The organism is Bartonella tamiae Th239 (genome assembly GCF_000278275.1).
GTDB classification, from domain to species: Bacteria; Pseudomonadota; Alphaproteobacteria; order Rhizobiales; family Rhizobiaceae; genus Bartonella; species Bartonella tamiae.
On the sequence record NZ_JH725147.1, the window covers coordinates 1,500,925 to 1,524,551 of the forward strand.

Below are 23,627 nucleotides of genomic sequence, written 5' to 3' on the forward strand. Positions count from 1 at the left end.
TTTTAGTGAATGTATGCCCTTGAAAGATTATGAAAGTTCTATAAGTCAAAATAATGACAAAAGAAATAAATAAAAGTTTAAAAAAAGATTGCTCAATCCCAAACGTGTCTTCGCAAGATTATCGCGATGCAATGAGTAAGTTTGGCGCAGCAGTTCACCTTTTGACGACAGATGGTAAAAGTGGTAAGCGTGGTGTTACAATATCTGCTTGTTGTTCTTTATCAGATGAACCACCAACAATTTTGGCATGTGTCAGACGTCAAAGTGAAGAAAATCAATTATTTATTGATAATGGCCGGTTTTGCGTCAATACATTGTCTGGGCACCATCAAGAGCTTTCAAATATATTTGCTGGAAGAGGAAAGCTAAGCCAAAAAGAGCGTTTTCATAAAGCCGAATGGACAACGTTAATAACTTCTGCACCCGTTCTTAGTGATGCACCACTTTCGTTGGATTGCCAATTGGTAAGTTGGCATGTTCACGCGACACATTTTGTTTTGATTGGTGAAGTTGTCGCTCTTCAAAAACACGCTTCAAAAAATGTGCTTCTATATCTGGAAAGAGACTATAAAACATTACCATTAAATGATTAAAATTATTTTTTTGCCACATCACGTGCAACATCACCACTTCGTTTAAGTTTTAAGCCCAGAACAGGAACAAGATCATCATTTATTTTTACAGATACTGTAATATTCATCGAGTTTTGATCTTCTAATCTTGCAAGCATAGCGCCATTTAATTTATTTCTATTTAAACCAAAAACCATATGATCATTACCAATTTTTCCCGAAACAATGTCAACCCCATCGCCTTTTGCGCCATCATTAAATGCACCGCGAAATCCTGTTGTATGTTTTGTAACAGTCGCTTTCATTGGTTGTGAAAACACACCCAATCGGCAATTTCCATCTAAAATCAAACCTGCATTTTCTAATTGTGAAATACCAGCAAAGTTGCAGATAAATTTTGATCCTTTATATTTACCAGCTACAACTTCTCCCGGACCGGACCATTTTCCTTCAATTAAACGAAAAAAATCCGCATCATCATCCGCTGCAAAGGTTTGTCCAATAAATGACAAAGTCAGGAAAACAAGTGCCAAACATAACGCATAAATATTTTTCATAGATAATAGCCTATAGATGATAACTCAAAAGAAGAAGCAATTTATAACATTTTCAATTATTAGTAAAAATGGTTAACAGTTAGTTTTTATAAATTATATTTTATAGTTTTTTTGATTGCTATCAGAATGAAAACCGACGAGATCACTTGTAAAATCACTTAATCCGGGTCGCTTTTGACCACTAAAAGGAAACGGTCGCAACACATCCATTGTTGCAATACCAATGCGTGTTGTAAGTAAACCATTGACAACACCTTCACCAAGCCTTGCTGAAAGACGTCTGGCTAAACCTTGACCAATAAATTGTTGAACCAAACCATCTCCAACAGCAAGCGTCCCTGTGACGGCAAGATGAGTTAAAACACGCCGAATAAGAGAAAAAAAGCCAAAACGTCCAGGACGTGCTCCGTATAGTGAAGCTAAACTGTGGATTAAACGTGTTGTTTCGTATAAAACATAAGCAAGATCAACAATTGCTCTTGGACTGACTGTGGTTACTATTGAGACACGTTTGGCAGACTTTAAAATTAATTTACGTGCCTCACGATCAAGAGGTGATAATATATGATACTCAGCGAGATGTATAAGTCCTTTACCATCAATAATATCTTCTTTATGACTTTCCATTTCTTGTCTTCCCTTTGACGTGTAAAGGGTATGACTTGTATATAGAATTAGTTCATCGACTGCTTTTCTTGCTAAGGACATATCGTCGTTAAGCACCGCGTTCATTGCATTTTCTCTAATTTTATCAACAGAACGTAATCTAAAAATTCCCCTAATTTCACTTAATATAAAAATAATAAGAGAAAACGCCGCAATAATTGTTATACTAAGTGCCACCCAACCCAAAGCTTCGTATTGTAAAAATAGACTACGAACTATGGATTCTGCCCATAAGCCAAGAGCAAATATAAATAAAATTGAAAAGCTTGTTAAGAATAGTTTACCCCAACCAAATCGCTTTAAACCTTTATCGGCTTGCAAAATGTCAATCGTATCAAGTGTTTGTATGTTTTCATTTAAAAAGGGATCAGAGAGTTCATCTTTTATATGGCTGAAATCCTGTATTGATTTTGGCTTACGTTGCGTCATGATAGATAATCTCCCAATAAGAATTGCATGGCACGATCAAGCCTTATATGAGGAAATGAAGATTTTTTATCTATTTTTGGAGGCCGAAAATTGACAAAATTCAGATGATTTTTCCAATTTTCATTTAATAATTGCTCTAAGGAATTTGGTAAATCACCCGGGAAAATAGCCGTTTGTGTTGTTCCGTCAAACTGTGTACCCGCTATTGTTTCATGCGGCATGGGAGTTCCAATAACAACGGGTAAATTTTCATTGTGTTGTGTACTCAACCCTTCTCTTGTTGTCCGTATCGAGGCAATGGCTAATGATTCTGTTTTTGTTCCATTGAGCTTTGCATATGCAATGGCTTTTGCAACAATTTCACTCGTAATTGTTTGGAGATTATCGTGATTTTCATGATGAAGATGATCTGCTTTTGTTGCTGCAATCAATAAACGATCTATTTTATGTTGCCATAAACTATGAATCCAATTTTTTTTACCCAATCGAAAACAATGCAATATTTCACTTAATGCCTGTTCCATCTCAAGAACTGAATTTTCGCCAGCATTCATGGCTTGTAAGGCATCTATAAGAACCACTTGACGATCAAGTCTTACTATATACTCACGAAAAAATGGTTTTATAACAACGCTTTTATAAGCCTCATAACGTTGCTCCATAATATCAGCAAGTGAATTTTTAGTTATTCGTTTGTCATCAAGATGAGGTAATGGACAAAAATTTAGAACCTGTGCTCCATCAAATTGTCCAGGGATAAGAAAGCGCCCCGGCGACAGGGAAGAAAATGATAAATTATCATTTTTGGCAGATTTTAAATAGTCTTTAAACTTTGTCGAAAGATTGTCGATCTCATCTTCTTGCGCATTTTTTAAAATATTGATTGTTTGAACATGTGCCAACCATTCATCTGCATGCTTAATATGATTGGATGATCGTGCTCTTTCAATCGCCTCGCGGCTAAAATCACGATAGCTTTTGTATAAAAGTGGAAGGTCAAGAAGCCATTCCCCTGGATAATCAAGAATATCAATTGTTAATTTGTTTCTTGATGTAACATTAAAAATAGATGGTTTGGGCGTATAGTGAAGTTCAAGGCGCAGTTGTGATAGTGAGCGTGTTGATTGTGGCCATATTTGATCATTCATTAAAGCATTTAAATGTTTTTCATACTCAAATCGTGAGACTTTATTGTTAGGTTGTTGTCCAAGCGTAACTTTTGTAAGGCGACCTTCTCTGACAACTTCAAACATTGGCAAGCGACCATCACGTAAAAGATTTTGTATGAATGCTGTAATAAAAACTGTTTTACCAGCTGTAGAAAGACCGGTCACACCAAGTCGAATGGTTGGGTTGAATAAATCAGAGGCGCGATCTGTAACACTATCCCACGCAATTAAGGTTTCATCTTTGATTGTTGTAAAAGACAATAGCACTCGCTTTCTCGTCTTTGTGTTATTTCCAAAGCCAATTGATTAAAGAGTGTTTTTTATAATTCACTCTATAATAATGATAAACATAAATATAGCAAAGATATATTAATTCAAATTGTGCATGTGATTAGGAGTGATTAAATTATCAAGAAAACATGTTTTTTCTAAAATTATTTTTTTTTAAATAGTGTTAATAATGCAAAATTTGCTGGTTCAAAAACAACTGGAAAATCTAAATGTGAACCTTTTTGATCCCATAAATGTTTAAACGTTTCAGTGATGGATGTATTTTGTCCAATAACAAGTAAATTGAAATCATCTTCTTTAAAAATAAGACTTTTTAATACGATTGGTATATTGATCAACATTGCCATCGCAAAGTGTCTCGACAAACATCACATCACTGATTTTTTCAATATGCAAATTTTCAAAGGTTTAGCGTTTTCTCAATGAGGGGGAACAAAGAACGTGAATAAATGATGGGACTTTTTTAAAATAAAACATCCGATTTTTTGTGCATTTTTTATCCCAATTTGTCAAAGAGGTTGGTAAAAATCACTTAAAAAAGAATTGGCTGGTAAGGCTTCACCATGACGCAAAAGACCTATTGTCTTTTTCATAGTATTACTCATTATCGTCAAACCGTTGCTGCTGATATTAAACATACTCGTGATAAATGTTCTTCTTAAATTTTATCTTATAATGCACATTATAAAAAGTGCTATGTTGAAAAAGTAAAAAAAATTTCTCTTTTATCTTGTATTGCATCATTTGACACAATATAGAGAATCGCACCTACCATATATGGAGGGTTAGGGCGATGAACGATAAAAATAAACTCGACTATCATCCCAATGAAGATGAACCTTTCATGAATGAAAGGCAAAAAGCTTATTTTCGCGCTAAATTAATTGCATGGAAAAATGATATTTTGCGAGAAGCGCGTGAAACACTCGAAAACTTACAAGAAGAAAATGCAAATCAACCAGATTTAGCAGATAGGGCATCTTCAGAAACGGATCGTTCTTTGGAATTACGTGCACGTGACCGTCAGCGTAAACTCATTTCAAAAATAGATGCAGCACTTGAGAGAATTGATGATGACACTTATGGTTATTGTGAAGAAACAGGCGAACCCATAAGTTTAAAGCGTCTTGATGCTCGCCCCATTGCAACATTATCTCTTGAAGCGCAAGAACGCCATGAAAAAAGAGAAAAAGTTTATCGAGATGATTGAAATAAGAACGCCTTAAATAATTTTATACTTATTCAAGGCGTTCAATTAACAAAAATAACTATAAAAATAATGAGATTATGGATAAAATTTCAAAAAATTTTATTTATGATTTTTCTGTTTTAATGGCTTCTTGTAATTCACTTTCAAACATACGATCAAAATCCTCCCCCAGATTTATATCCGTTTGTCTACTCGTTTCATTAAACGAGAATTTTGGTTCTCGCCTGCCATCAATTTTGGCTGTAACAATATCATCTCTTATACGATCAGGTATTTGTGGATTATACGCCCCTTTATTCAAATTGTTATCTTTTATATCCGTTGAACGACTTTGTTGTGGATGTGTTTGAAGATTATTTTGCTTTTGCTGCGTCATCACATGACTATTATTACGTATGAAGTGTTGATTTTCTTCTTTAGGAGAATATGTCGTGTGGGGTTCATGGGTCTTTTGTGAGTTACTTGACGCTGCATTGTCTAACACAGCAGATAATTCTGACTCTCTTTGATTAAGGATATGATCATCCTGTCTATTTGTCACAGAAAATGATTCTGTTTTTATTGACCGTTTATTCAATTCATTTGATGAGTATTGAGAGGACGGTTCAACAATGTTTGTTTCAATTACAACATCATTATGACCACCAATTAAAATAAGATGCTCAACATTATCGCGGCGCACCAAAACCAAACGACGCGTGTGATCAACAGCCGCTGCGTCACGAATGGACAATCTCGGCGTACGAGATTTTCCTCCAATAACAAAAGTTCCATTATTTATTTTTCTTAAAATTGCAAGCGTTACAAAAATGGCAATAATAACAACAACAAGAACCAATAAACTTATAATAACATTTGCGGCTGATGTTCCAATCTGGTTTGCTAACCAGCTATGCATAATATTTTCTCCTATTTTATAAACTTTAATATAGTATTTTCTTAAAATGATTTATAGAGCGAGAACATGGCATGATAAAGGTGAAGAACTCTGTTTCGTTACAAACTTATATTTATAAAGTTATAAAATTTTGTCACCGTAAAAAACTATTTTTAGCCGCATCAAATCTTCATGTCTTTTATAATTTAGGGCATTATACATCAAGAATCATTTATGTATAAAAAGGCTTTGATAATATATGAGCATGCCAAAATATAAAGATCAGACACAAAATTATACATCACGCTGGATTTTTTTTTTAAAAATCGGCATTTTATTTCTGTTAATCATGTCTTGCTTCTTTTCGTTTGCGACTTTTTTAAAAAACGATCTTATGTTCAATACGCTTTCTATGTTGTTGTTCTTTACTTTTGCTCTCATAGGATTTTTATGGCTTCTTCATTTTTCTTTAGGATTAAAAAAAACAAAGTCTGAAAAAAATAGTGATAAAAGTAATTTCCATCTCTTCAATATTCTTGATGATCCTATTCTTATAACAAATGAACGTGACACCATTTTATTTTCAAATGATGCTTTTAAAACCTGGAATTCAAATCATCATTCTCACCGTTTTTCATCTTTATTTACCAATAACACGAAGGCTGAAATTGCGCTTTATCAATTAAAAGTCAAAGCGCTTCGAAATGAATATGCACAAGAAGAAATCTGTCTTGAACATTCAGACTTTTTAAAGAACTCTATATTTTGTGGTAATATTTTAAATGTAAGCGTACGTTCTTATAGGGACGCAGAAGAATATATTCTTATTTGGCGTTTTTCAAAAGTCAAAAATTTAAATATTGAAAGTAATACAACTATAAAGAATTTTCAATATGTATACGATCATTTTGACCAAGCACCGGCAGGATTAATGGTGATCGATAATACAGGGATCGTTCAATATATTAATACAACACTTGCTTTATGGCTTCATATCGATAATGAAACAATTCATCATCAGAAAATACATATTAATAAGCTTTTTACTTTCAAAACATTTATAGATGAACACTATGAAATTTCTGATGATTTTAAAAATATTAAAACTTTAAAAAATGGCTTTCTAAAATCAAAAGATAAGCAAACTCCACCCGTTTTTTTGCAAATTGTTGCGATAGAAGAATATGAACAAAACGATCATATTATTTACCGTTTTGTCGTCATAAATTCATCTTCGATGACAAATAAAAAAAATAGAATTTCTGATGACACGCAATTTTTGTTCAACATTATAGATCATATACCCTTTGCTATGGGTGTATTAAATACTAATAAACAACTCATATATAGCAATAAATTTTTTCAAGATTTGTTTGATACGAGCTTCAAAAAAAACAATCTGATAGAAATTCATGAAATTTTGTCGTCGCAATCTTGTCATCAAATTGATCATATCTTTGAAAATTTAAAAACGAAACAAATATCTTCACAATGGTATGAGACCACATTTGATAATGACCGCCATTTAAATTTTCATATTTTTAATCTTTTTTTTGATAACTATAAAGAAAGTGATGCGATTGCTATTCTATCAGTTCAAGAAAAAACAGAACAAAAAAGAATTGAAGATAAGATGGCTGAAGGTCAAAAAATGCAGGCTGTTGGTCAGCTTGCTGGCGGCATCGCGCACGATTTTAATAATGTTTTAACGGCTATTCTTATGTCTTGTGATTTGCTTTTAGCAAGTCATCGTAGTTCAGATCCTACACATGCTGACCTTATAAATATTAAAAATAACGCTAATAGAGCAGCATCACTTGTTCAACAATTACTTGCTTTTTCAAGAAGACAAACTTTGCGTCCTGAAGTGGCGGATTTAACAGATCTTCTGTCTGATATTCGCGCTTTACTTATTCCATTATTAGGCAGTCATACCCAATTGAAAGTCGTCCATGGACGTGATTTATGGCGCGTTAAGGTTGATTTGTCCTCCTTTCAGCGTGTCGTGATGAATTTGGTTATAAATGCGCGAGACGCAATGCCAGATGGTGGTGTTGTTCATATTAAAACATCTAATATGAAAGCTGAAGACACTAAAAAATTACATTACAGCTCACTTGAACCTCATGACTATGTTGTTATTGATGTTCAAGATACAGGCACAGGAATTCCAAAATCTATTCAAGAAAAAATGTTTGAACCATTTTTTACAACTAAAGAAGTGGGTAAGGGTACTGGGCTTGGGCTTTCCATGGTTTATGGTATTGTGAAACAAACAGGCGGTTTTATTTACTGTGATAGCATTGAAGGGCAGGGGACTACTTTTCGTATATTTTTGCGCCGTTATACACTTTCACCAGCAGACGAACATTCCAATAGTCCAAATATAAAAATCGATGTTCCTTTTAAAAATGAAAAGGATTCCACCATCAATAAAAATACAGATTTGTCTGGTTCGGCAACAGTATTATTAGTTGAAGATGAGCATGCGGTGAGAATGGGCGGTGTGCGCGCATTACAATCTCGTGGATATCAAGTATTAGAAGCAGAAAATGGTGTGGAGGCACTTGAAATACTTGAAGAAAATAATGGAGCTGTTGACATTGTTGTGTCGGACGTCGTAATGCCCGAAATGGATGGACCAACATTATTAAGCAATATGAAACAAAAATATCCTGATATAAAATTCGTCTTCGTCTCAGGTTATGCTAAAGACGCTTTCGCAAAAAGTTTACCTAAAGATGCTGTATTTGGTTTTCTTTCTAAGCCTTTTACATTAAAACAACTTGCTCTAAAAGTTAAAGAAACGCTAGAAGAATGATGTGAGTAAATGCTCTATGCCATACGTAATAACAAATGAGCTAGAGCACGTGTGAACTCTTAAAATAGTCTACAACATAATATAAACCGAGGAGGATCATTTTATGAAACATTTTCTTATATCTACAGTGTCAGCTATCGCGCTTCTAGGATCAGGACTTATTTCGTCAGCTTATGCCGATATTACTCTTGGTTTTATAGGCCCTGTTACAGGACCTGTCGCTGCCTATGGAATTCAGGTAGATAATGGTGCAAAAGTGGCCATTGATGAAATTAATAAAAAGGGCGGCATAAATGGTGAAAAACTGGTTTTAAAGGTTTTTGATGATGCGGCTGATCCAAAACAAGCCGTTTCCGCAGCCAATCAGGTGATAGGTGAGGGAATATTATATGTTGTTGGCCCTGTCACATCAAATTCTGCTTTGCCCGTATCGAATATTTTAGATGAAAATGGCATTTTGATGATTACACCATCATCAACAGCACCAGAATTGTCTTCACGTGGTCTTTGGAATATTTTACGTACAATTGGACGTGACGATCAACAAGCTGATTATGCTGCTGATTTTTATGTCAAAAATTTTAAAGATAAGCGAATTGCTATTATACATGATCGCGCTACTTATGGCAAAGGTTTAGCTGATGCTTTTAAAACAGCACTTAATCGTGCTGGTGTTGAGGAAGTGTATTATGGTAATATTACACCAGGTGAGAAAGATTATAGTAGTATGGTGACACGTCTAAAACAAGACAATGTCGACTATATTTATTTTGGTGGTTATCATCCAGAAGCGGGTTTGCTTTTAAAACAATTACGCGAACAAGATGTGGAAGCAAAATTAATCGGTGGGGATGGTTTAAATACATCTGAACTTTGGTCTATCGCAGGTAGTGCAGCAAATGGCACAATGTTTACTAATTCCATTGATGTAAGCAAAAATCCACTCGCTCAAGAAGCAATTAAAGCTTTAAATGATCATTCTATTCCTGCAACAACATTTACTCTTAATGGTTATGCGGCTGTGCAAGTTTTAGCTTATGGTTTTGAAAAAGCTGGAGCAACAGATGATCCTGAAGCCGTTATCGAAGTGATTAAATCAGGTGACTCTATACCAACCACAATTGGTGAAATTACTTATGGTGAGCCTGGCGATATCACTTCAAAAGTATTCTCAATGTATCAGTGGGATAATGGAAAGATCGTCTCCGCTGAATAAAATAAAAATTTACCTTATTATTTATACGATATGTGATCAGTTGAAAGACTGATCACCATATGTCGCTATAGTATATTGAAAGAATATCGTGTAGTGATGGAACGATTTTAATAAGATTTTATATAAAACAATAATTGATTTAATTTCATTAAATAATTTAAAATTGTATATTCTTTAGTGTTTTATACGATCATATATTCATAACGTAATTATTAGATTTCATATTGAGTTTAGTATATTTGTATGACTTAAATATACAATTTACAATTTTTCATCAATGCTTAAAGAAAAATTGAGAAATCAATAATATGCAATAGTGATAATATAACTCTGAAATATAAAAAAAGTTATAGAGAATCATTAAGCCTATCATTATTACTGAGATGCGTTATCCATTGAGATTTCTGATATGATGGTGGGCGTGACAGGGATTGAACCTGTGACCCCTACAATGTCAATGTAGTGCTCTCCCGCTGAGCTACACGCCCATCAAATGATGGTTGCATACACCACAACATAGTGGGAACGTCAATCCTCATTTTATAAAAAAACATAAAAATCGTATTTAAAATAACAGTTGTTTTATTTTTTATGCTGCTATCAGCATTTTTTCCACTTCAGAAACCAATTCACGCAAATGAAATGGCTTTGATAAAACTTTTGCATCGCGTGGCGTATTACTATCAGAATTAAGTGCCACAGCTGCAAAACCAGTAATGAACATGACTCGAAGGTCAGGGTCAATTTCTGTAGCCCTTCTTGCCAGTTCAATTCCATCCATTTCAGGCATGACAATATCTGTCAAAAGTAAAGAAAAGGGTTCTTCTTGTAGTCTTTCATAAGCGCTCACACCATTATCAAAATGGGTAACTTCGTAGCCAGCTTTTTCTAGCGCTTTCGCTAAAAAGCGACGCATATCATTATCATCTTCAGCAAGCAAAATACGTTTCATGGCATCGTCCAATTTTAGTAATTATATTAAGAGCAAACCTCTTTCCTTCTTATAATATGGAATATATGTAAAAAAAGCTATAATATCATTTTAGGCTTTTTGATTGTATTAATGGTTAATCATTGGTTGTAATAAGGCTTAATAATGCGTTATAGGAAAATGATTTTTTACGGAATCTAAAATGCCTTTTGAAGAAATTCCTGTTTTTGATTATACTGAACCTGCTCAATTACGTGTTCCATTTCTTTTTAATTCACCTCATTCGGGTAGAATTTATCCTCAACACTTTCTTCAAAACATAGCACTTGATAGTTTTACCATACGTATATCTGAAGATAGTTATGTTGATCTTCTTTTTAAGGATGTCATAAAATTAGGCGCGTGTTTTATGATGGCAAACTATCCGCGTTCTTTTATTGATATTAATCGACGTGCTGATGAACTTGATCCAGAAATGTTTGAAGATCTATTACCTGAGTCTGTTCCTTCTCCATCAATACGCGTGCTAGCAGGTCTTGGTACGATCCCTAAAATCGTCGCGACAAAACTGAATATTTACAATAAGAAACTGTCTGTTTCAAATGCGATTAAACGTATAGAAAATTATTACACACCATATCATGTTAAACTTAATCAAGTTTTATTGAAACTAAAAGATCGTTTTGGATTTAGTGTTCTCATTGATTGTCATTCCATGCCAAGTAATCTGAAATATTTTGAAGGTAAAAAGCAACCAGATTTTATCCTTGGAGACCATCATAGTCGTTCCTGCGCTTCATCTTTTACGCAATTTGCGGCTGCACTATTAGAAAAAAAAGGGTATCAGATCAGTATTAATCAACCCTATTCGGGCGGTTTTATAACGTCTCATTATGGCGCACCATTCAATAATATTCACACTTTACAAATAGAAATTAATAGATCGCTTTATCTTAATGAAATGACATTAGAAATACATCAAGGTTTTCAACAATTACGACAGGATCTTATGACTTTTTGTGCCGATCTCATGTCTTTCCCTGAAGATGAGTTAATGACTTATCAAAGTGCCGCCGAATAAAATGAAAAGCATGTTTTTTACGAATGTTGACCATATAGGCGTTGCTGAATATTATAAAAATATAATGATAATAAAAAAACGCCATTATCCTTTATAAAATATGCATAAACTGAGATGACTTAAACATGGCTGGACAAATTGACTTTAATTTTTTAATAAAATTAGCACAAGTTGCGTGTGAAACAACGCTCCCTCATTTTCGACAAAAAATTCTTGTTACAAATAAAGAAAAAACAAGTTTCGATCCTGTTACAATTGCTGATCAAGAGACAGAACGTCGTTTGAGAGAAATTATTCATAGCTATAGATCTGAAGATAGTATTATAGGTGAAGAGTTTCCGAATTACGAAGGATCAAATGAGTATCAATGGGTTATTGATCCCATTGATGGAACTCGTTCCTTTATTTCAGGTTTGCCAATTTGGGGAACTTTGGTTGGAGTGCAAAAAAATGGAAATGCACTTATTGGCATGATGGTTCAACCTTTTACAGGTGAAATTTTCTACACGTGTGGACAAGGGGCTTATTATTATTCATTGATGAATAAAACACAAAATCGATTAAAGGTCCGAAATTGCGTCACTATAGATGAAGCTATTCTCTTTACAACAGCCCCAGAACTATTTTTAGGACAAGATAAAATACTCTTTAATAAGTTAAAAAAAAGTGCAAAACTTACCCGTTTTGGAACAGATTGTTATGCTTTTGCAATGCTTGCAGCAGGACATGTCGATCTCGTTATTGAGGTGGGATTGAAACCATACGATATTATGGCTTTAATTCCGATTATCAAAGAAGCTGGAGGGGTCATAAGTCAATGGAACGGTGAAAAGGCAGAATATGGTGGCAATATTATAGCGGCTGCCACTCCCAAACTGTATGCAAAAGCGTGTACACTTCTTAATTCTTAATCGTCTGATTATTTTATGAAAATTATTATTATTTAAATAGTATATTAGCATATAATTTTTACATTATCACCTTAGCTTAGAACCCATTCATTTTATTAAATGATATGAGAAAGTTTATTTTATAACGAGGGTTTAAACGCTAATAAAACATGACTATCTTCACAGCTCTTCGAAAATTCTCAATGCAAAATTTTCTGTTTCTAAAATACTAAATAATAGATTCAATCATCTTTGTTCGTAAGGTGACCTCGAATTCATTTATCCGTTTATCACTTTCTTTCTTATATCGATTTACTATTAGTCATGTCATTTTAATATAATTATGGGTTGTATTCCTAAAATAATATAAAGAAACGTAAATTTATAAACGTTTAAAAATAATTATAGCATTACATTCTTTTGTTCTTGAAAAGATGACTATCCATAACCAAATAGAATTTGTAACCGCCGATCTTGGGGTTTCAATGACATGGATGGTCTGCCTTACATGGAGATTATTCAACGTAAAATTTTTAAAGTCGCTCAAAAGGAGGACTCAAACATGCGTCAAGTAGACTTTACACCATTATATCGTTCAACCGTAGGTTTTGATCGAATTTTTAATATGTTTGACTCACAAACACAGCTTGAAAGTGCCCAAACATACCCACCTTATAATATTGAACGTTTAAGTGAAAATTCTTATCGTATCTCTATGGCAGTTGCTGGTTTTTCAGAAAAAGATATTGATATAGAAGCCCATCGTAATCAATTAACGATCAAAGGTGAAAAAGCACCGGAAAATGATGATCAATCAGGTGATTTTCTTTACCGAGGAATAGCAGCAAGAGCGTTTGAAAGACGTTTTCAACTTGCTGATCATGTTGAAGTCACAGGAGCAAATCTTCAAAATGGTTTGTTGCATATTGAACTTAAAAGAGAAATACCTGAAGAAATGAAACCTCGAAAAATTGAGGTTGTGTCCAATGTATCCTTAAACAAAGGTAAAAAATCTCAAAAGAGCCAAATTGAGATGGAAGCTGCTGAATAAATAAATTTAATAATAAATGAGTTAAAGGCACAAAGATTCTTTGTGCCTTTTTTATTTTTCACTTTATGACCTATTTTACAAAAATTTAGTTTTAAAATTTTATAATATTATAATATCAAGTAACTATTATTTATGTTATAAAATTTATAAATAATTTATAATATAATTTAATTTAAACTTATAAATTTATAATATAATTTTAAAATGATTGATTATGTCTTGATCGTTTAGAATTATTCTGACATAGAAAAAAAACGGTTGTCTTTTACAAGATCAAACACTTCAAAAGTGTCGCGAATGTCCTTGTGTCATTGCTTATAAAGATGACGTGATTTAATAATATCGAGAATATGAGTTATAAAAATGCATAAAAATAATAATTTTAGTAATAATCATTATTTATTTGATAACTTATTGCAAGAAAATTTAAATGTCGCTCATAAATCCTCTTTTGGCTTACCTGAATCTCAAGGCTTATATTCATCTAAAAATGAACACGATGCTTGTGGTGTTGGCTTTATAGCTCATCTTAAAAATCAAAAATCGCATAAAGTGGTTGAAGACGGATTACAAATGCTGGAAAACTTAACCCATAGAGGTGCTGTTGGTGCGGATCCACTAATGGGTGACGGAGCTGGTTTACTGGTTCAAATACCAGATCGTTTTTTTCGTGAAATTATGGCATTAAATAATATTCAATTGCCCATTAGCGGTGACTATGCTGTTGGTCATATTTTTATGCCACAAGATGATGCAATGCGTTTGCATATTGAACAAATCGTAAAAGAAGTTATTAGCCTTGAAGGTTTAAATTTTATTGCTTTTCGTCATGTTCCCGTTGATAATTCTTCTTTATCAAAAGCCCCCGCCATTGCCGCAACAGAGCCTGTCCACCGTCAGGTTTTTATTGGACGTAACCGTTCTATTGAATCCGATGAAGCGTTTGAACGTAGATTATTTGTGCTTCGTAAAGTCATTTCAAATCGTATTTTTCAAGAAACGGGAGGAAGAGATAATGGGTTTTACATTGTATCTCTTTCAGCACGAACCATTGTCTATAAAGGCATGTTTTTAGCCTATCAAGTAGGTGCTTATTATAAAGATCTTCAGGATGAGCGATTTGAAAGCGCTATTGCTTTGGTGCATCAACGCTTTTCTACCAACACATTTCCATCATGGAAACTTTCTCATCCCTATCGCATGGTTGCACATAATGGTGAAATCAATACTTTGCGCGGCAATGTGAATTGGATGGCGGCACGTCAAGCATCTGTCGATTCTGAATTATTTGGAAATGATATTTCAAAATTATGGCCAATTTCTTATGAAGGTCAATCGGATACAGCATGCTTTGATAATGCATTAGAATTTTTATATCAGGGTGGTTATTCTCTTGCGCATGCTATGATGATGCTCATACCAGAAGCATGGGCAGGGAATGGTTTGATTAGCCAAGAAAGACGATCTTTTTATGAATATCATGCAGCATTAATGGAACCATGGGATGGCCCAGCTGCTGTCGCATTTACTGATGGCTATCAAATTGGCGCGACATTAGACCGTAATGGTTTAAGACCTGCTCGTTATATTGTCACCGATGATGATTATGTTATTTTGGCCTCTGAAGCAGGCGTCTTGGACGTTGAAGAAAAGAAAATTATCCGTAAATGGCGGTTGCAACCAGGACGGATGTTGCTTATCGATTTGAATGAAGGACGCATTGTTTCTGATGAAGAGATTAAATCTCAAATAGCCTCAAAATATCCTTATCAAGAATGGTTACGAAATACGCAACTTATCTTAGAAGATCTTGCACCCGTTGAACCAAGATCATTGCGTAAAGATGTTACACTCCTTGATCGCCAACAAACCTTTGGTTACACGCAAGAAGATACTAAATTGCTACTTTCCCCAATGGCCACGACAGGTCAAGAACCCATCGGGTCAATGGGGGTTGATACACCTATTTCTTCCATGTCTGATAAGCCAAAGCTTCTTTATAGTTATTTCAAACAAAATTTTGCTCAAGTCACCAATCCTCCGATTGATCCTATTCGTGAAGAATTGGTTATGAGTCTTGTATCTTTTATTGGTCCACGACCAAATATTTTAGACCTAATTGGCACATCAAAACGCAAACGTTTAGAGGTCCGTCAACCGATATTAACAAATGTTGATTTAGAAAAAATCCGTGCAATTGGTCAAACGGAAGACCGTTTTGATACAAAAACACTCGATATTACATATGCTGTTCAAGAAGGTGCAGAAGGCATGAATGGTGCTATTTTGCGTCTTTGTGAACGTGCCGAAGCTGCCGTTCATGGCGGTTATAATATTATAATCTTATCCGATCGCCAAGTTGGGCCAGATCGCATTCCAATTCCTGCATTACTTGCTACTGCGAGCGTGCATCATCATCTAATTCGAAAAGGATTGCGGACATCTGTTGGTTTGGTCGTAGAAACAGGTGAACCAAGAGAAATCCATCACTTTTGTTGTCTTGCAGGTTATGGTGCAGAAGCAATCAATCCTTATCTCGCATTTGATACACTGATCAATATGCATCAAAATGGTGAATTTCCCAAAGAAGTGTCTGAAAAGGAAGTTGTTTCACGTTACATTAAATCGATTGGAAAAGGTATTTTAAAAGTCATGTCCAAAATGGGCATTTCAACATATCAATCCTATTGTGGAGCTCAAATTTTTGATGCTGTTGGTTTAAAACAGTCTTTTATCGATCAATTCTTTACAGGCACATCAAGTGCTATCGAAGGAGTGGATTTAAAAGAAATTGCTGACGAAACAGTTGCACGTCATTTAGCCGCATTTAGTGATGATCCACTTTTAAGAAATGCTTTAGATATTGGTGGTGAATATTCTTATCGTATTCGTGGTGAGGCACATATATGGTCGCCCGATGCTGTTGCTGATTTACAACATGCTGTGCGAACATCTAATCCAAAAATTTTTACGCAATATTCTAAACGTATTGATAGTCAATCAACACAAGCAAAAACCATCCGCGGTCTTTTTCACATTAAAACTGCACAAGAGCGTGGAGCAAAAGCAATCTCTATTAACGAGGTTGAGTCAGCTACTGAAATTGTTAAGCGTTTTTCAACAGGAGCGATGTCTTTTGGATCCATCTCACGAGAAGCGCATACAACACTTGCTAGAGCAATGAATACGATTGGTGGAAAATCAAACACTGGAGAAGGAGGGGAAGAGCCAGATCGTTTTTATCCGAGCCCAGATGGACGAGCAAACATTGAACGTTCAGCAATTAAGCAAGTGGCCTCGGGTCGATTTGGTGTGACGACGGAATATCTTGTTAATTCAGATGTCATTCAAATTAAAGTTGCACAAGGAGCAAAACCAGGTGAGGGAGGTCAATTGCCAGGACATAAGGTTGATGCGATCATCGCTAAAACACGGCATTCGACGCCTGGTGTTGGTTTGATTTCACCACCACCACATCATGATATTTATTCCATTGAAGACCTTGCGCAGCTCATATACGATTTAAAAAATGTAAATGAAAAAGCAAATATTTCAGTAAAGCTTGTTTCAGAAGTAGGTGTTGGTACTGTTGCCGCAGGTGTTGCAAAAGCGCGTGCTGATCATATCACTATCTCAGGATATGATGGTGGCACAGGGGCTTCTCCCTTAACGTCTTTAAAAAATGCAGGGTCCCCTTGGGAAATGGGATTGGCTGAAACACAACAAACACTTGTTCTCAATGGCTTGCGTTCACGTGTTGCCTTGCAAGTTGATGGAGGTTTACGTACAGGTAGAGATGTAGTCATTGGAGCTTTGCTTGGTGCAGACGAATTTGGATTTGCAACTGCTCCTTTAATTGCATCTGGTTGTATCATGATGCGAAAATGCCATTTAAATACTTGTCCTGTAGGCGTTGCAACACAAGATCCTGTTTTGCGTAAACGCTTTAAAGGTACCCCCGAACATGTCATTAATTTCTTTTTCTACTTGGCTGAAGAAGTGCGAGCTTTATTAGCTGATATGGGATTTAAACATCTTAATGATATTATTGGTCAATCTGACCTTTTGGATAAGCAACCTGCAATAGAACATTGGAAAGCTCAAGGGCTTGATTTTAGTCGTATTTTTTATAAACCAGATGCTGAAAAACGCGAAATCTACCATACAGAACGTCAACAACATCCAATTAATGATATTCTTGATCGACAATTAATCGAAAAATCCTTAGCTGCTTTAAATAATAAAACACCCGTTACATTTGAAACAGCAATTCGTAATGTCGATCGATCTGTCGGAGCAATGCTGTCAGGAGAATTGGTACGTCGTTTTCGCCATAACGGACTTCCTGATAACACAATTTCCATTCAATTTAATGGAACAGCAGGTCAATCTTTTGGCGCATTTTTAGCCAAAGGCATAAGTTTTGAGTTAATTGGGGCTGGAAATGACTATGTTGGCAAGGGTCTGTCAGGAGGTAAAATTATTGTACGTCCTCCCGAAGAATCAACAATTGAAGCCCAAAATTCTATCATTGTCGGTAATACAGTTTTATATGGAGGCGTTGAAGGTGAATGCTACTTTAATGGTATTGCTGGTGAACGTTTTGCTGTTCGTAATTCAGGAGTTGCTGCTGTTGTTGAAGGTGTAGGCGATCATGGTTGTGAATATATGACTGGTGGCGTGGTTGTTGTCATTGGTCAAACGGGGCGAAATTTTGCTGCTGGTATGTCTGGTGGTGTTGCTTATGTTCTTGATGAAAATGGTGATTTCTCCGCACGTTGTAATATGGCAATGGTTGAATTGGAACCTGTACCAGAAGAAGATGATATTTTAGAGAAATTACATCACTTAGGCGGTGATATTATGCACAAAGGCCGTGTTGATGTCTCCGCGAATATGACAAAACATGATGAAGAACGTTTAGTCCAGATGATCTCTAATCATCATCATTATACAGGGTCAAAGCGTGCAAAAGAAATTCTTGATCATTGGGAAGAATTTCGTTCAAAATTTGTGAAAGTCATGCCGGTTGAATATCGTCGTGCTTTGCAAGAAATGGAACAAATGCGGGTTGGAACAGCCACGCAATAACCTAAATCCGCTTATCGCTATTATATTGAAATAGGAAACAAAAAATGGGAAAAGTTACCGGTTTTCTGGAGATTGATCGTCAATCCCAAAAATATCAGCCTGCATCGGATCGGATTCGTCATTTTAAAGAATTTGCTATTCCTATGAATGATGATGAAGTACAAAAACAGGCTGCCCGTTGTATGGATTGTGGTATTCCTTTTTGTCATGGTTCAACTGGATGTCCAGTACATAATCAAATTCCTGATTGGAATGATCTTGTCTATCAAGACAATTGGGAAATTGCGATCAACAATTTGTTTTCCACAAACAATTTTCCTGAATTTACAGGTCGTATATGTCCAGCACCATGTGAAGAAGCATGTACGCTTAATTTAGAAGATGTTCCAGTAACAATAAAAACAATTGAGCAAACATTGGCCGATAAAGCTTTTGCTTTAGGGTATTTAAAACCACAATCAGCCAAAGAAAAAACAGGAAAAACAATCGCCATCATTGGCTCGGGTCCTTCAGGCTTGGCTGCTGCACAACAGCTTTCAAGAGTTGGTCACAATGTTCATGTGTACGAAAGAGAAAATCGTCCAGGAGGGCTTTTACGTTATGGAATTCCAGACTTTAAAATGGAAAAATATCTTATTGATCGTCGAATTATGCAAATGGAAGGTGAGGGCGTAACATTTTATTGTAATGTTCACATAGGAACGGATCAATCGATAGATAATCTATTACAAAGCTATGATGCGGTTCTTTATTGTGGCGGCGCTGAAATGCCTAGAAAAGTTGACATTCCCGGTTCTCATTTTAATGGTGTTTATGATGCAATGCCGTATCTTGTACAACAAAACAAACGAGTGGGGGGAGAATCAATAGAATCCACAGGTTGGCCTTCTCAACCAATTTTGGCGGAAGGAAAGCATGTTGTTGTTATTGGTGGGGGTGATACGGCATCTGACTGTATGGGCACAGCATTTCGTCAAGGTGCTGTAAAGGTTACCCAATTGGATATTCGCCCTAAACCACCTGAACGTGAAGATAAATTAGCCGTTTGGCCTTATTGGAGCACAAAAATGCGTATTTCAACCAGTCAAGCAGAAGGTGCTTTACGTGAATTTCAGGTAGCAACTCTTGAATTCATCGGTGATGAAAATCATCTGACCCATGTAAAATGCTGTCAGGTGGATGAAAAGCGTTTACCAATAGAAGGAAGTGAGTTTTATATCACTGCTGATCTTGCTTTTACTGCTATTGGTTTTTCTGGTCCTTTTGAACATGGTGTTTGCCAACAGTTAGGGGATCGTTTGAAAATGAAAACAAATAGTCGTGGGGCTCGCTCTGTACTTGCTAATGATAGAGATTATCAAACCTCTGTCAAAAAACTTTTTTGTGCTGGAGATGTCAGAAGAGGACAATCATTAGTTGTCTGGGCAATTCGTGAAGGGCGGCAAGCTGCACGATCAATCGATGAATTTTTAATGGGAAAAACATTGCTTCCTCTATAAACGGTATGGGCTTAGATAAGATTCCATATTAACATGATAAATGTCGAAGCGAATAAATTTAAGATAAAAATATGAAATGTCTAAAAAATGGTCGGAGCGGCGGGATTCGAACCCACGACCCCTTGACCCCCAGTCAAGTGCGCTACCGGGCTGCGCTACGCTCCGAACCGACAAAAGACCTAATTTACTGAGATTATAAAGGCAAGTAAAAAATTCATAATAAAGATGAAAACTAATGAACAAATATTGATTTTTAACATTTGAATGAAGATAATATTAAAGCGAACTTTATAAATATAGGTTTTATTATTTCCATTTGATAATGCTGAAGATTTCTTATAAATAAGGGCACGAATAAAACATCATTCGCACCCTCTTGTTTGATCATAACGATAAGATTTCATTCTTATTTGGAATGTTTCTCTAAAACAGCAGCAACATTTTTTTGTCCACGATTTTTTGCATGATCAAGAGCTGTCATACCTTTTTTATCTTTAATTGAAGCATCTGCTCCATGATCAAGTAAAAGTTTGGTTATCTCGACATATTTTTTGCTACCATCACCCAAAATAACTGTTTCTAAAAGTGCAGTCCATCCAAGATTATTGATGTGATCAACGTCAACACCAGCTTCTAATAATGTTTTGACTGTTTCCACATGACCGCGTTCACAAGCAGGGATCAGTGCAGTTCCACCATAACGATTAACACTCTTTAAATCTGCACCATGTTCAAGTGTCATTTTTAGAATTTCAAGATGTCCACGCGCTCCAGCGTAGAGATAAGGGCTATCTTGAATACCATCTTTTGCATTAACATCAGCACCAGCTTGTATCAGCATACGTGCAATATCGACATCATTCTCATGTGTCGCAATAAGCAAAGGTGTTGCACCACTTCTATCACGTTGCTCTAAAGAAGCTTTAGACTTTATAAGTGCTTCAACACCAGCTTTATCGTGTTTTTTAACAGCATCAATCAATGATGCATTATTTGTAGTGTTTTGAGCGTTCACCATTGTTGCTCCTCCTGCAAGCATCACTGACATAGCTATCGATAAGACCGCCGTTTTCATTGTTTTTTTAAGCATTGAAAATTCCCTTTTGTTAAAAGCTTTTTTAATAATTAGATTAAATAATGAAAATATCAAGGCAATGATATTTTTTTAAAAAATTAATAGTTAATTTCATATAATTATTGAATATGCTTATTGTATTTAACTAACTTAAAAACATTAAATAGCATAAATTTTTAATTTCATCTTTAAAAACGGATTATATATCTTATCACTTTTTAAAATATATCATGGATGTTCGTTTTTTTTGCTATCATCTATTTTCTGATCAGACGTTGATGCTGACTTTATATAAGCAATGAGATCGTCAATATCATCATCGTTTTGCAATCTTACTGTAGCCATTCTAGTACCTTTAATCATAGCGCGTGGATTATGAAGATATGTTATTAAATTTTCTCGATCCCACATTAAACCATTCTCACCTGCATTGGTCATAGCAGGTGAAAAGTTATATCCTTTTAAGGAACCTGCTTGTCGTCCAATGACGTTTAATAAAGTTGGTCCGACTTTATTGTTTGGTTTATCAATATTATGACAGACGCTACACCTTTTAAAAATTAATTTTCCTTTTTCAATATCAGCTGAAAAAGCATTATTTAAAAAAAGACACGATGATATTAATATAAAAAAAGTTAGCCAATAGCGCATATGAATTTCCTGCAATCACATTGCACTTACAAAAATATTCACTTATTATTGTGATCGTCTTGTTATCAATGTGATTATATCGTATTTTATAAGTTCTTTATTTATTATCATTGAGATCAAAGATAAATCAATGTTTGTATTTGCTACATCTTGACGCGCCAAATAGCGCTTACCATATAATCTTAAAATTATTTAACATGCAAAAGAGCTTAAAATGGGTCGTTTTTCAGTTATTACTTTAACACAAGCCGCACAAAACCGTGTAGTGGAAATTATGGAAAATAATAACGTTCACGGCATCATTATTGGTGTTAAAAAAGGCGGTTGTGCGGGAATGGAATATACAGTTGATCTTGCTACAACAGACATTAAAAATGCCGACATTGTCGAATTTGATAGGGCGCGTGTGTATATTGCCCGTGAAGCTGTTCTCTTTCTTTTAGGTACACAAATGGACTATGAAATAGGAACATTAAGGACAGGTTTTGTGTTTAATAATCCTAATCAAACTTCAGCTTGTGGCTGTGGTGAATCAGTAGAAATTCGTCCTGCATCACAAAGCGCATTAGAAAATGTAACGTCATCAACATAAAATTTTGTATCGAAATAGTGAAGATTTAAACTTCCATTTTTTTACATTTAAAATATTTTTTTGATTTAAATATTTTTTTTGCGTCTTTCCAAAGAATCAACATGTCTTCTAGAGATGTTTCTTCAAAGGTAGTTTTTTTATCATTTAAATAATTTTCGATATAATCAAATCGAGAACGAAATTTATGATTGGTTCGATTTAAAGCATCATCTGGATCTATTTCTAATTTGCGTGCTATATTAAGAAGAGCAAAATAAGTATCGCCGAATTCTTCCAATATAGTATCGTGATCTGAAGCAGAAATAGCCTCTTTCAATTCATAAATTTCTTCTTGAAATTTATTGATAAAGGATTGAATATTGTCCCACTCAAACCCAACTTTTGCAGCCTGATTAAGAAGTTCAACCGATTCTTTTTGTTTTGACTGTGCTGTTTTGACACTTCCTAAATACCCATTAGGCGTGTCATCATTTAGTCCTAATTTAAGTCGTCTTTCGCGTCTCATATGCTTTTCATATTGTTTAACTTCTTGCCAATATTTTTTATGCTCTTCTTCTGTTAAATGATGATTTGATCTCAATAAATGGGGATGACGACGAATAAGTTTTGCAGTTATTGAATAAACGATATCGCCAAAATCAAAACTTTTTTCTTCACTGGCAAGAGTTGCATAATATACAATTTGTAACAAGAGATCACCAAGTTCTTCACAAAGATCATCCCTATCATGACGATGAATTGCATCAATAACTTCGTAAACTTCTTCCAATGTATAGGGAATAATAGTCTCAAATGTTTGCTTCTTATCCCAAACATATCCATTTTCAGTATCTCGCAAAATCGATAAGATCTGAAGCAAAACCTTAATGTCACGAGATGGTTTCATTGTATTATCTGACATAAAATTGCACCCAATTTTCACTCTTGCGTTGCTTTTTAATCAATAGCATAAGATAAA

At 34.9% G+C, this 23,627-nt stretch carries 19 protein-coding genes and 2 tRNA genes; 10 read left to right on the forward strand and 11 right to left on the reverse strand.

Going from position 1 to position 23,627, the window contains the following annotated elements:
* The first annotated feature begins 53 nt into the window (after window positions 1–53).
* A complete protein-coding gene (locus tag ME5_RS06785; protein WP_008039626.1) occupies window positions 54–593 on the forward strand; it encodes a flavin reductase in 540 nt (179 codons plus the stop codon).
* 2 nt (window positions 594–595) lie between these two features.
* Here the strand turns inward: ME5_RS06785 and ME5_RS06790 are convergent, their stop codons facing one another.
* The 4 genes from ME5_RS06790 to ME5_RS06805 form a co-directional block, all read right to left on the reverse strand.
* The gene (locus tag ME5_RS06790) at window positions 596–1,129 is read right to left on the reverse strand and encodes a hypothetical protein (protein ID WP_008039628.1); all 534 of its coding nucleotides are present in this window, start codon (window positions 1,127–1,129) and stop codon (window positions 596–598) included.
* A gap of 93 nt (window positions 1,130–1,222) precedes the next feature.
* The gene (locus tag ME5_RS06795; RefSeq protein ID WP_008039630.1) at window positions 1,223–2,224 is read right to left on the reverse strand and encodes a YcjF family protein; all 1,002 of its coding nucleotides are present in this window, start codon (window positions 2,222–2,224) and stop codon (window positions 1,223–1,225) included.
* Window positions 2,221–3,660 carry a YcjX family GTP-binding protein gene (locus tag ME5_RS06800; RefSeq protein ID WP_008039632.1) on the reverse strand — a complete coding sequence of 480 codons (1,440 nt, stop codon included), beginning with the start codon at window positions 3,658–3,660 and terminating at the stop codon, window positions 2,221–2,223. The genes ME5_RS06795 and ME5_RS06800 overlap by 4 nt, the downstream gene beginning before the upstream one ends.
* 167 nt (window positions 3,661–3,827) lie before the next feature.
* Window positions 3,828–4,031 (reverse strand): hypothetical protein, encoded by a 204-nt coding sequence (locus tag ME5_RS06805; RefSeq protein WP_008039633.1) that lies wholly within the window; start codon window positions 4,029–4,031, stop codon window positions 3,828–3,830.
* A gap of 446 nt (window positions 4,032–4,477) precedes the next feature.
* Here ME5_RS06805 and dksA point away from each other — a divergent pair, with 446 nt between their 5' ends.
* A complete protein-coding gene (gene dksA / locus ME5_RS06810) occupies window positions 4,478–4,894 on the forward strand; it encodes an RNA polymerase-binding protein DksA (RefSeq protein ID WP_008039636.1) in 417 nt (138 codons plus the stop codon).
* A 103-nt stretch (window positions 4,895–4,997) separates the two neighbouring features.
* On the opposite strand, the gene ME5_RS06815 is transcribed toward dksA, so the two are convergent.
* A complete protein-coding gene (locus ME5_RS06815; RefSeq protein WP_008039637.1) occupies window positions 4,998–5,792 on the reverse strand; it encodes a flagellar biosynthetic protein FliO in 795 nt (264 codons plus the stop codon).
* A 238-nt stretch (window positions 5,793–6,030) separates the two neighbouring features.
* Here ME5_RS06815 and ME5_RS06820 point away from each other — a divergent pair, with 238 nt between their 5' ends.
* A complete protein-coding gene (locus ME5_RS06820; RefSeq protein ID WP_008039639.1) occupies window positions 6,031–8,592 on the forward strand; it encodes a response regulator in 2,562 nt (853 codons plus the stop codon).
* Window positions 8,593–8,695: 103 nt separating this feature from the next.
* Window positions 8,696–9,808: a branched-chain amino acid ABC transporter substrate-binding protein gene (locus ME5_RS06825; protein WP_008039640.1), complete on the forward strand. Its 1,113-nt coding sequence runs from the start codon at window positions 8,696–8,698 to the stop codon at window positions 9,806–9,808.
* A 413-nt stretch (window positions 9,809–10,221) separates the two neighbouring features.
* Here the strand turns inward: ME5_RS06825 and ME5_RS06830 are convergent.
* Window positions 10,222–10,296, reverse strand: a tRNA-Val gene (locus tag ME5_RS06830).
* Between the two features lie 101 nt (window positions 10,297–10,397).
* Window positions 10,398–10,760: a cell cycle two-component system response regulator CpdR gene (cpdR, locus tag ME5_RS06835; protein WP_008039641.1), complete on the reverse strand. Its 363-nt coding sequence runs from the start codon at window positions 10,758–10,760 to the stop codon at window positions 10,398–10,400.
* A 181-nt stretch (window positions 10,761–10,941) separates the two neighbouring features.
* On the opposite strand from cpdR, the gene ME5_RS06840 reads away from it, so the two are divergent.
* From ME5_RS06840 to ME5_RS06860, 5 genes are all read left to right on the forward strand, one after another.
* Window positions 10,942–11,820 (forward strand): N-formylglutamate amidohydrolase, encoded by an 879-nt coding sequence (locus ME5_RS06840; protein ID WP_008039642.1) that lies wholly within the window; start codon window positions 10,942–10,944, stop codon window positions 11,818–11,820.
* A 125-nt stretch (window positions 11,821–11,945) separates the two neighbouring features.
* Window positions 11,946–12,731: a histidinol-phosphatase gene (gene hisN / locus ME5_RS06845; protein ID WP_008039643.1), complete on the forward strand. Its 786-nt coding sequence runs from the start codon at window positions 11,946–11,948 to the stop codon at window positions 12,729–12,731.
* A 541-nt stretch (window positions 12,732–13,272) separates the two neighbouring features.
* Window positions 13,273–13,761 (forward strand): Hsp20 family protein, encoded by a 489-nt coding sequence (locus tag ME5_RS06850; RefSeq protein WP_008039644.1) that lies wholly within the window; start codon window positions 13,273–13,275, stop codon window positions 13,759–13,761.
* A gap of 363 nt (window positions 13,762–14,124) precedes the next feature.
* Complete coding sequence (gene gltB, locus ME5_RS06855; RefSeq protein WP_008039646.1) at window positions 14,125–18,852, forward strand: glutamate synthase large subunit; 4,728 nt, start codon at window positions 14,125–14,127, stop codon at window positions 18,850–18,852.
* 44 nt (window positions 18,853–18,896) lie between these two features.
* Window positions 18,897–20,351, forward strand: coding sequence for a glutamate synthase subunit beta (locus ME5_RS06860; protein ID WP_008039648.1), 1,455 nt, complete (start codon window positions 18,897–18,899; stop codon window positions 20,349–20,351).
* 88 nt (window positions 20,352–20,439) lie between these two features.
* Here ME5_RS06860 and ME5_RS06865 read toward each other — a convergent pair.
* The 3 genes from ME5_RS06865 to ME5_RS06875 form a co-directional block, all read right to left on the reverse strand.
* Window positions 20,440–20,516 (reverse strand) — tRNA-Pro (locus tag ME5_RS06865).
* Between the two features lie 241 nt (window positions 20,517–20,757).
* A complete protein-coding gene (locus ME5_RS06870; protein WP_008039651.1) occupies window positions 20,758–21,441 on the reverse strand; it encodes an ankyrin repeat domain-containing protein in 684 nt (227 codons plus the stop codon).
* 213 nt (window positions 21,442–21,654) lie between these two features.
* Window positions 21,655–22,077, reverse strand: coding sequence for a c-type cytochrome (locus ME5_RS06875; protein WP_008039656.1), 423 nt, complete (start codon window positions 22,075–22,077; stop codon window positions 21,655–21,657).
* A 214-nt stretch (window positions 22,078–22,291) separates the two neighbouring features.
* On the opposite strand from ME5_RS06875, the gene ME5_RS06880 reads away from it, so the two are divergent.
* Window positions 22,292–22,669, forward strand: a complete 378-nt coding sequence (locus ME5_RS06880; protein WP_008039657.1) for an iron-sulfur cluster assembly accessory protein — start codon at window positions 22,292–22,294, stop codon at window positions 22,667–22,669.
* A 25-nt stretch (window positions 22,670–22,694) separates the two neighbouring features.
* Here the strand turns inward: ME5_RS06880 and mazG are convergent, their stop codons facing one another.
* A complete protein-coding gene (mazG, locus tag ME5_RS06885; protein ID WP_008039658.1) occupies window positions 22,695–23,570 on the reverse strand; it encodes a nucleoside triphosphate pyrophosphohydrolase in 876 nt (291 codons plus the stop codon).
* Window positions 23,571–23,627 lie beyond the last annotated feature (57 nt).

Coding starts and splice junctions, on each gene's coding strand:
- ME5_RS06785 (WP_008039626.1), top strand. CDS start 54: ATGACAAAAGAAATAAATAAAAGTTTAAAAAAAGATTGCTCAATCCCA.
- ME5_RS06790 (WP_008039628.1), bottom strand. CDS start 1,129: ATGAAAAATATTTATGCGTTATGTTTGGCACTTGTTTTCCTGACTTTG.
- ME5_RS06795 (WP_008039630.1), bottom strand. CDS start 2,224: ATGACGCAACGTAAGCCAAAATCAATACAGGATTTCAGCCATATAAAA.
- ME5_RS06805 (WP_008039633.1), bottom strand. CDS start 4,031: ATGGCAATGTTGATCAATATACCAATCGTATTAAAAAGTCTTATTTTT.
- dksA (WP_008039636.1), top strand. CDS start 4,478: ATGAACGATAAAAATAAACTCGACTATCATCCCAATGAAGATGAACCT.
- ME5_RS06815 (WP_008039637.1), bottom strand. CDS start 5,792: ATGCATAGCTGGTTAGCAAACCAGATTGGAACATCAGCCGCAAATGTT.
- ME5_RS06820 (WP_008039639.1), top strand. CDS start 6,031: ATGAGCATGCCAAAATATAAAGATCAGACACAAAATTATACATCACGC.
- ME5_RS06825 (WP_008039640.1), top strand. CDS start 8,696: ATGAAACATTTTCTTATATCTACAGTGTCAGCTATCGCGCTTCTAGGA.
- cpdR (WP_008039641.1), bottom strand. CDS start 10,760: ATGAAACGTATTTTGCTTGCTGAAGATGATAATGATATGCGTCGCTTT.
- ME5_RS06840 (WP_008039642.1), top strand. CDS start 10,942: ATGCCTTTTGAAGAAATTCCTGTTTTTGATTATACTGAACCTGCTCAA.
- hisN (WP_008039643.1), top strand. CDS start 11,946: ATGGCTGGACAAATTGACTTTAATTTTTTAATAAAATTAGCACAAGTT.
- ME5_RS06850 (WP_008039644.1), top strand. CDS start 13,273: ATGCGTCAAGTAGACTTTACACCATTATATCGTTCAACCGTAGGTTTT.
- gltB (WP_008039646.1), top strand. CDS start 14,125: ATGCATAAAAATAATAATTTTAGTAATAATCATTATTTATTTGATAAC.
- ME5_RS06860 (WP_008039648.1), top strand. CDS start 18,897: ATGGGAAAAGTTACCGGTTTTCTGGAGATTGATCGTCAATCCCAAAAA.
- ME5_RS06870 (WP_008039651.1), bottom strand. CDS start 21,441: ATGCTTAAAAAAACAATGAAAACGGCGGTCTTATCGATAGCTATGTCA.
- ME5_RS06875 (WP_008039656.1), bottom strand. CDS start 22,077: ATGCGCTATTGGCTAACTTTTTTTATATTAATATCATCGTGTCTTTTT.
- ME5_RS06880 (WP_008039657.1), top strand. CDS start 22,292: ATGGGTCGTTTTTCAGTTATTACTTTAACACAAGCCGCACAAAACCGT.
- mazG (WP_008039658.1), bottom strand. CDS start 23,570: ATGTCAGATAATACAATGAAACCATCTCGTGACATTAAGGTTTTGCTT.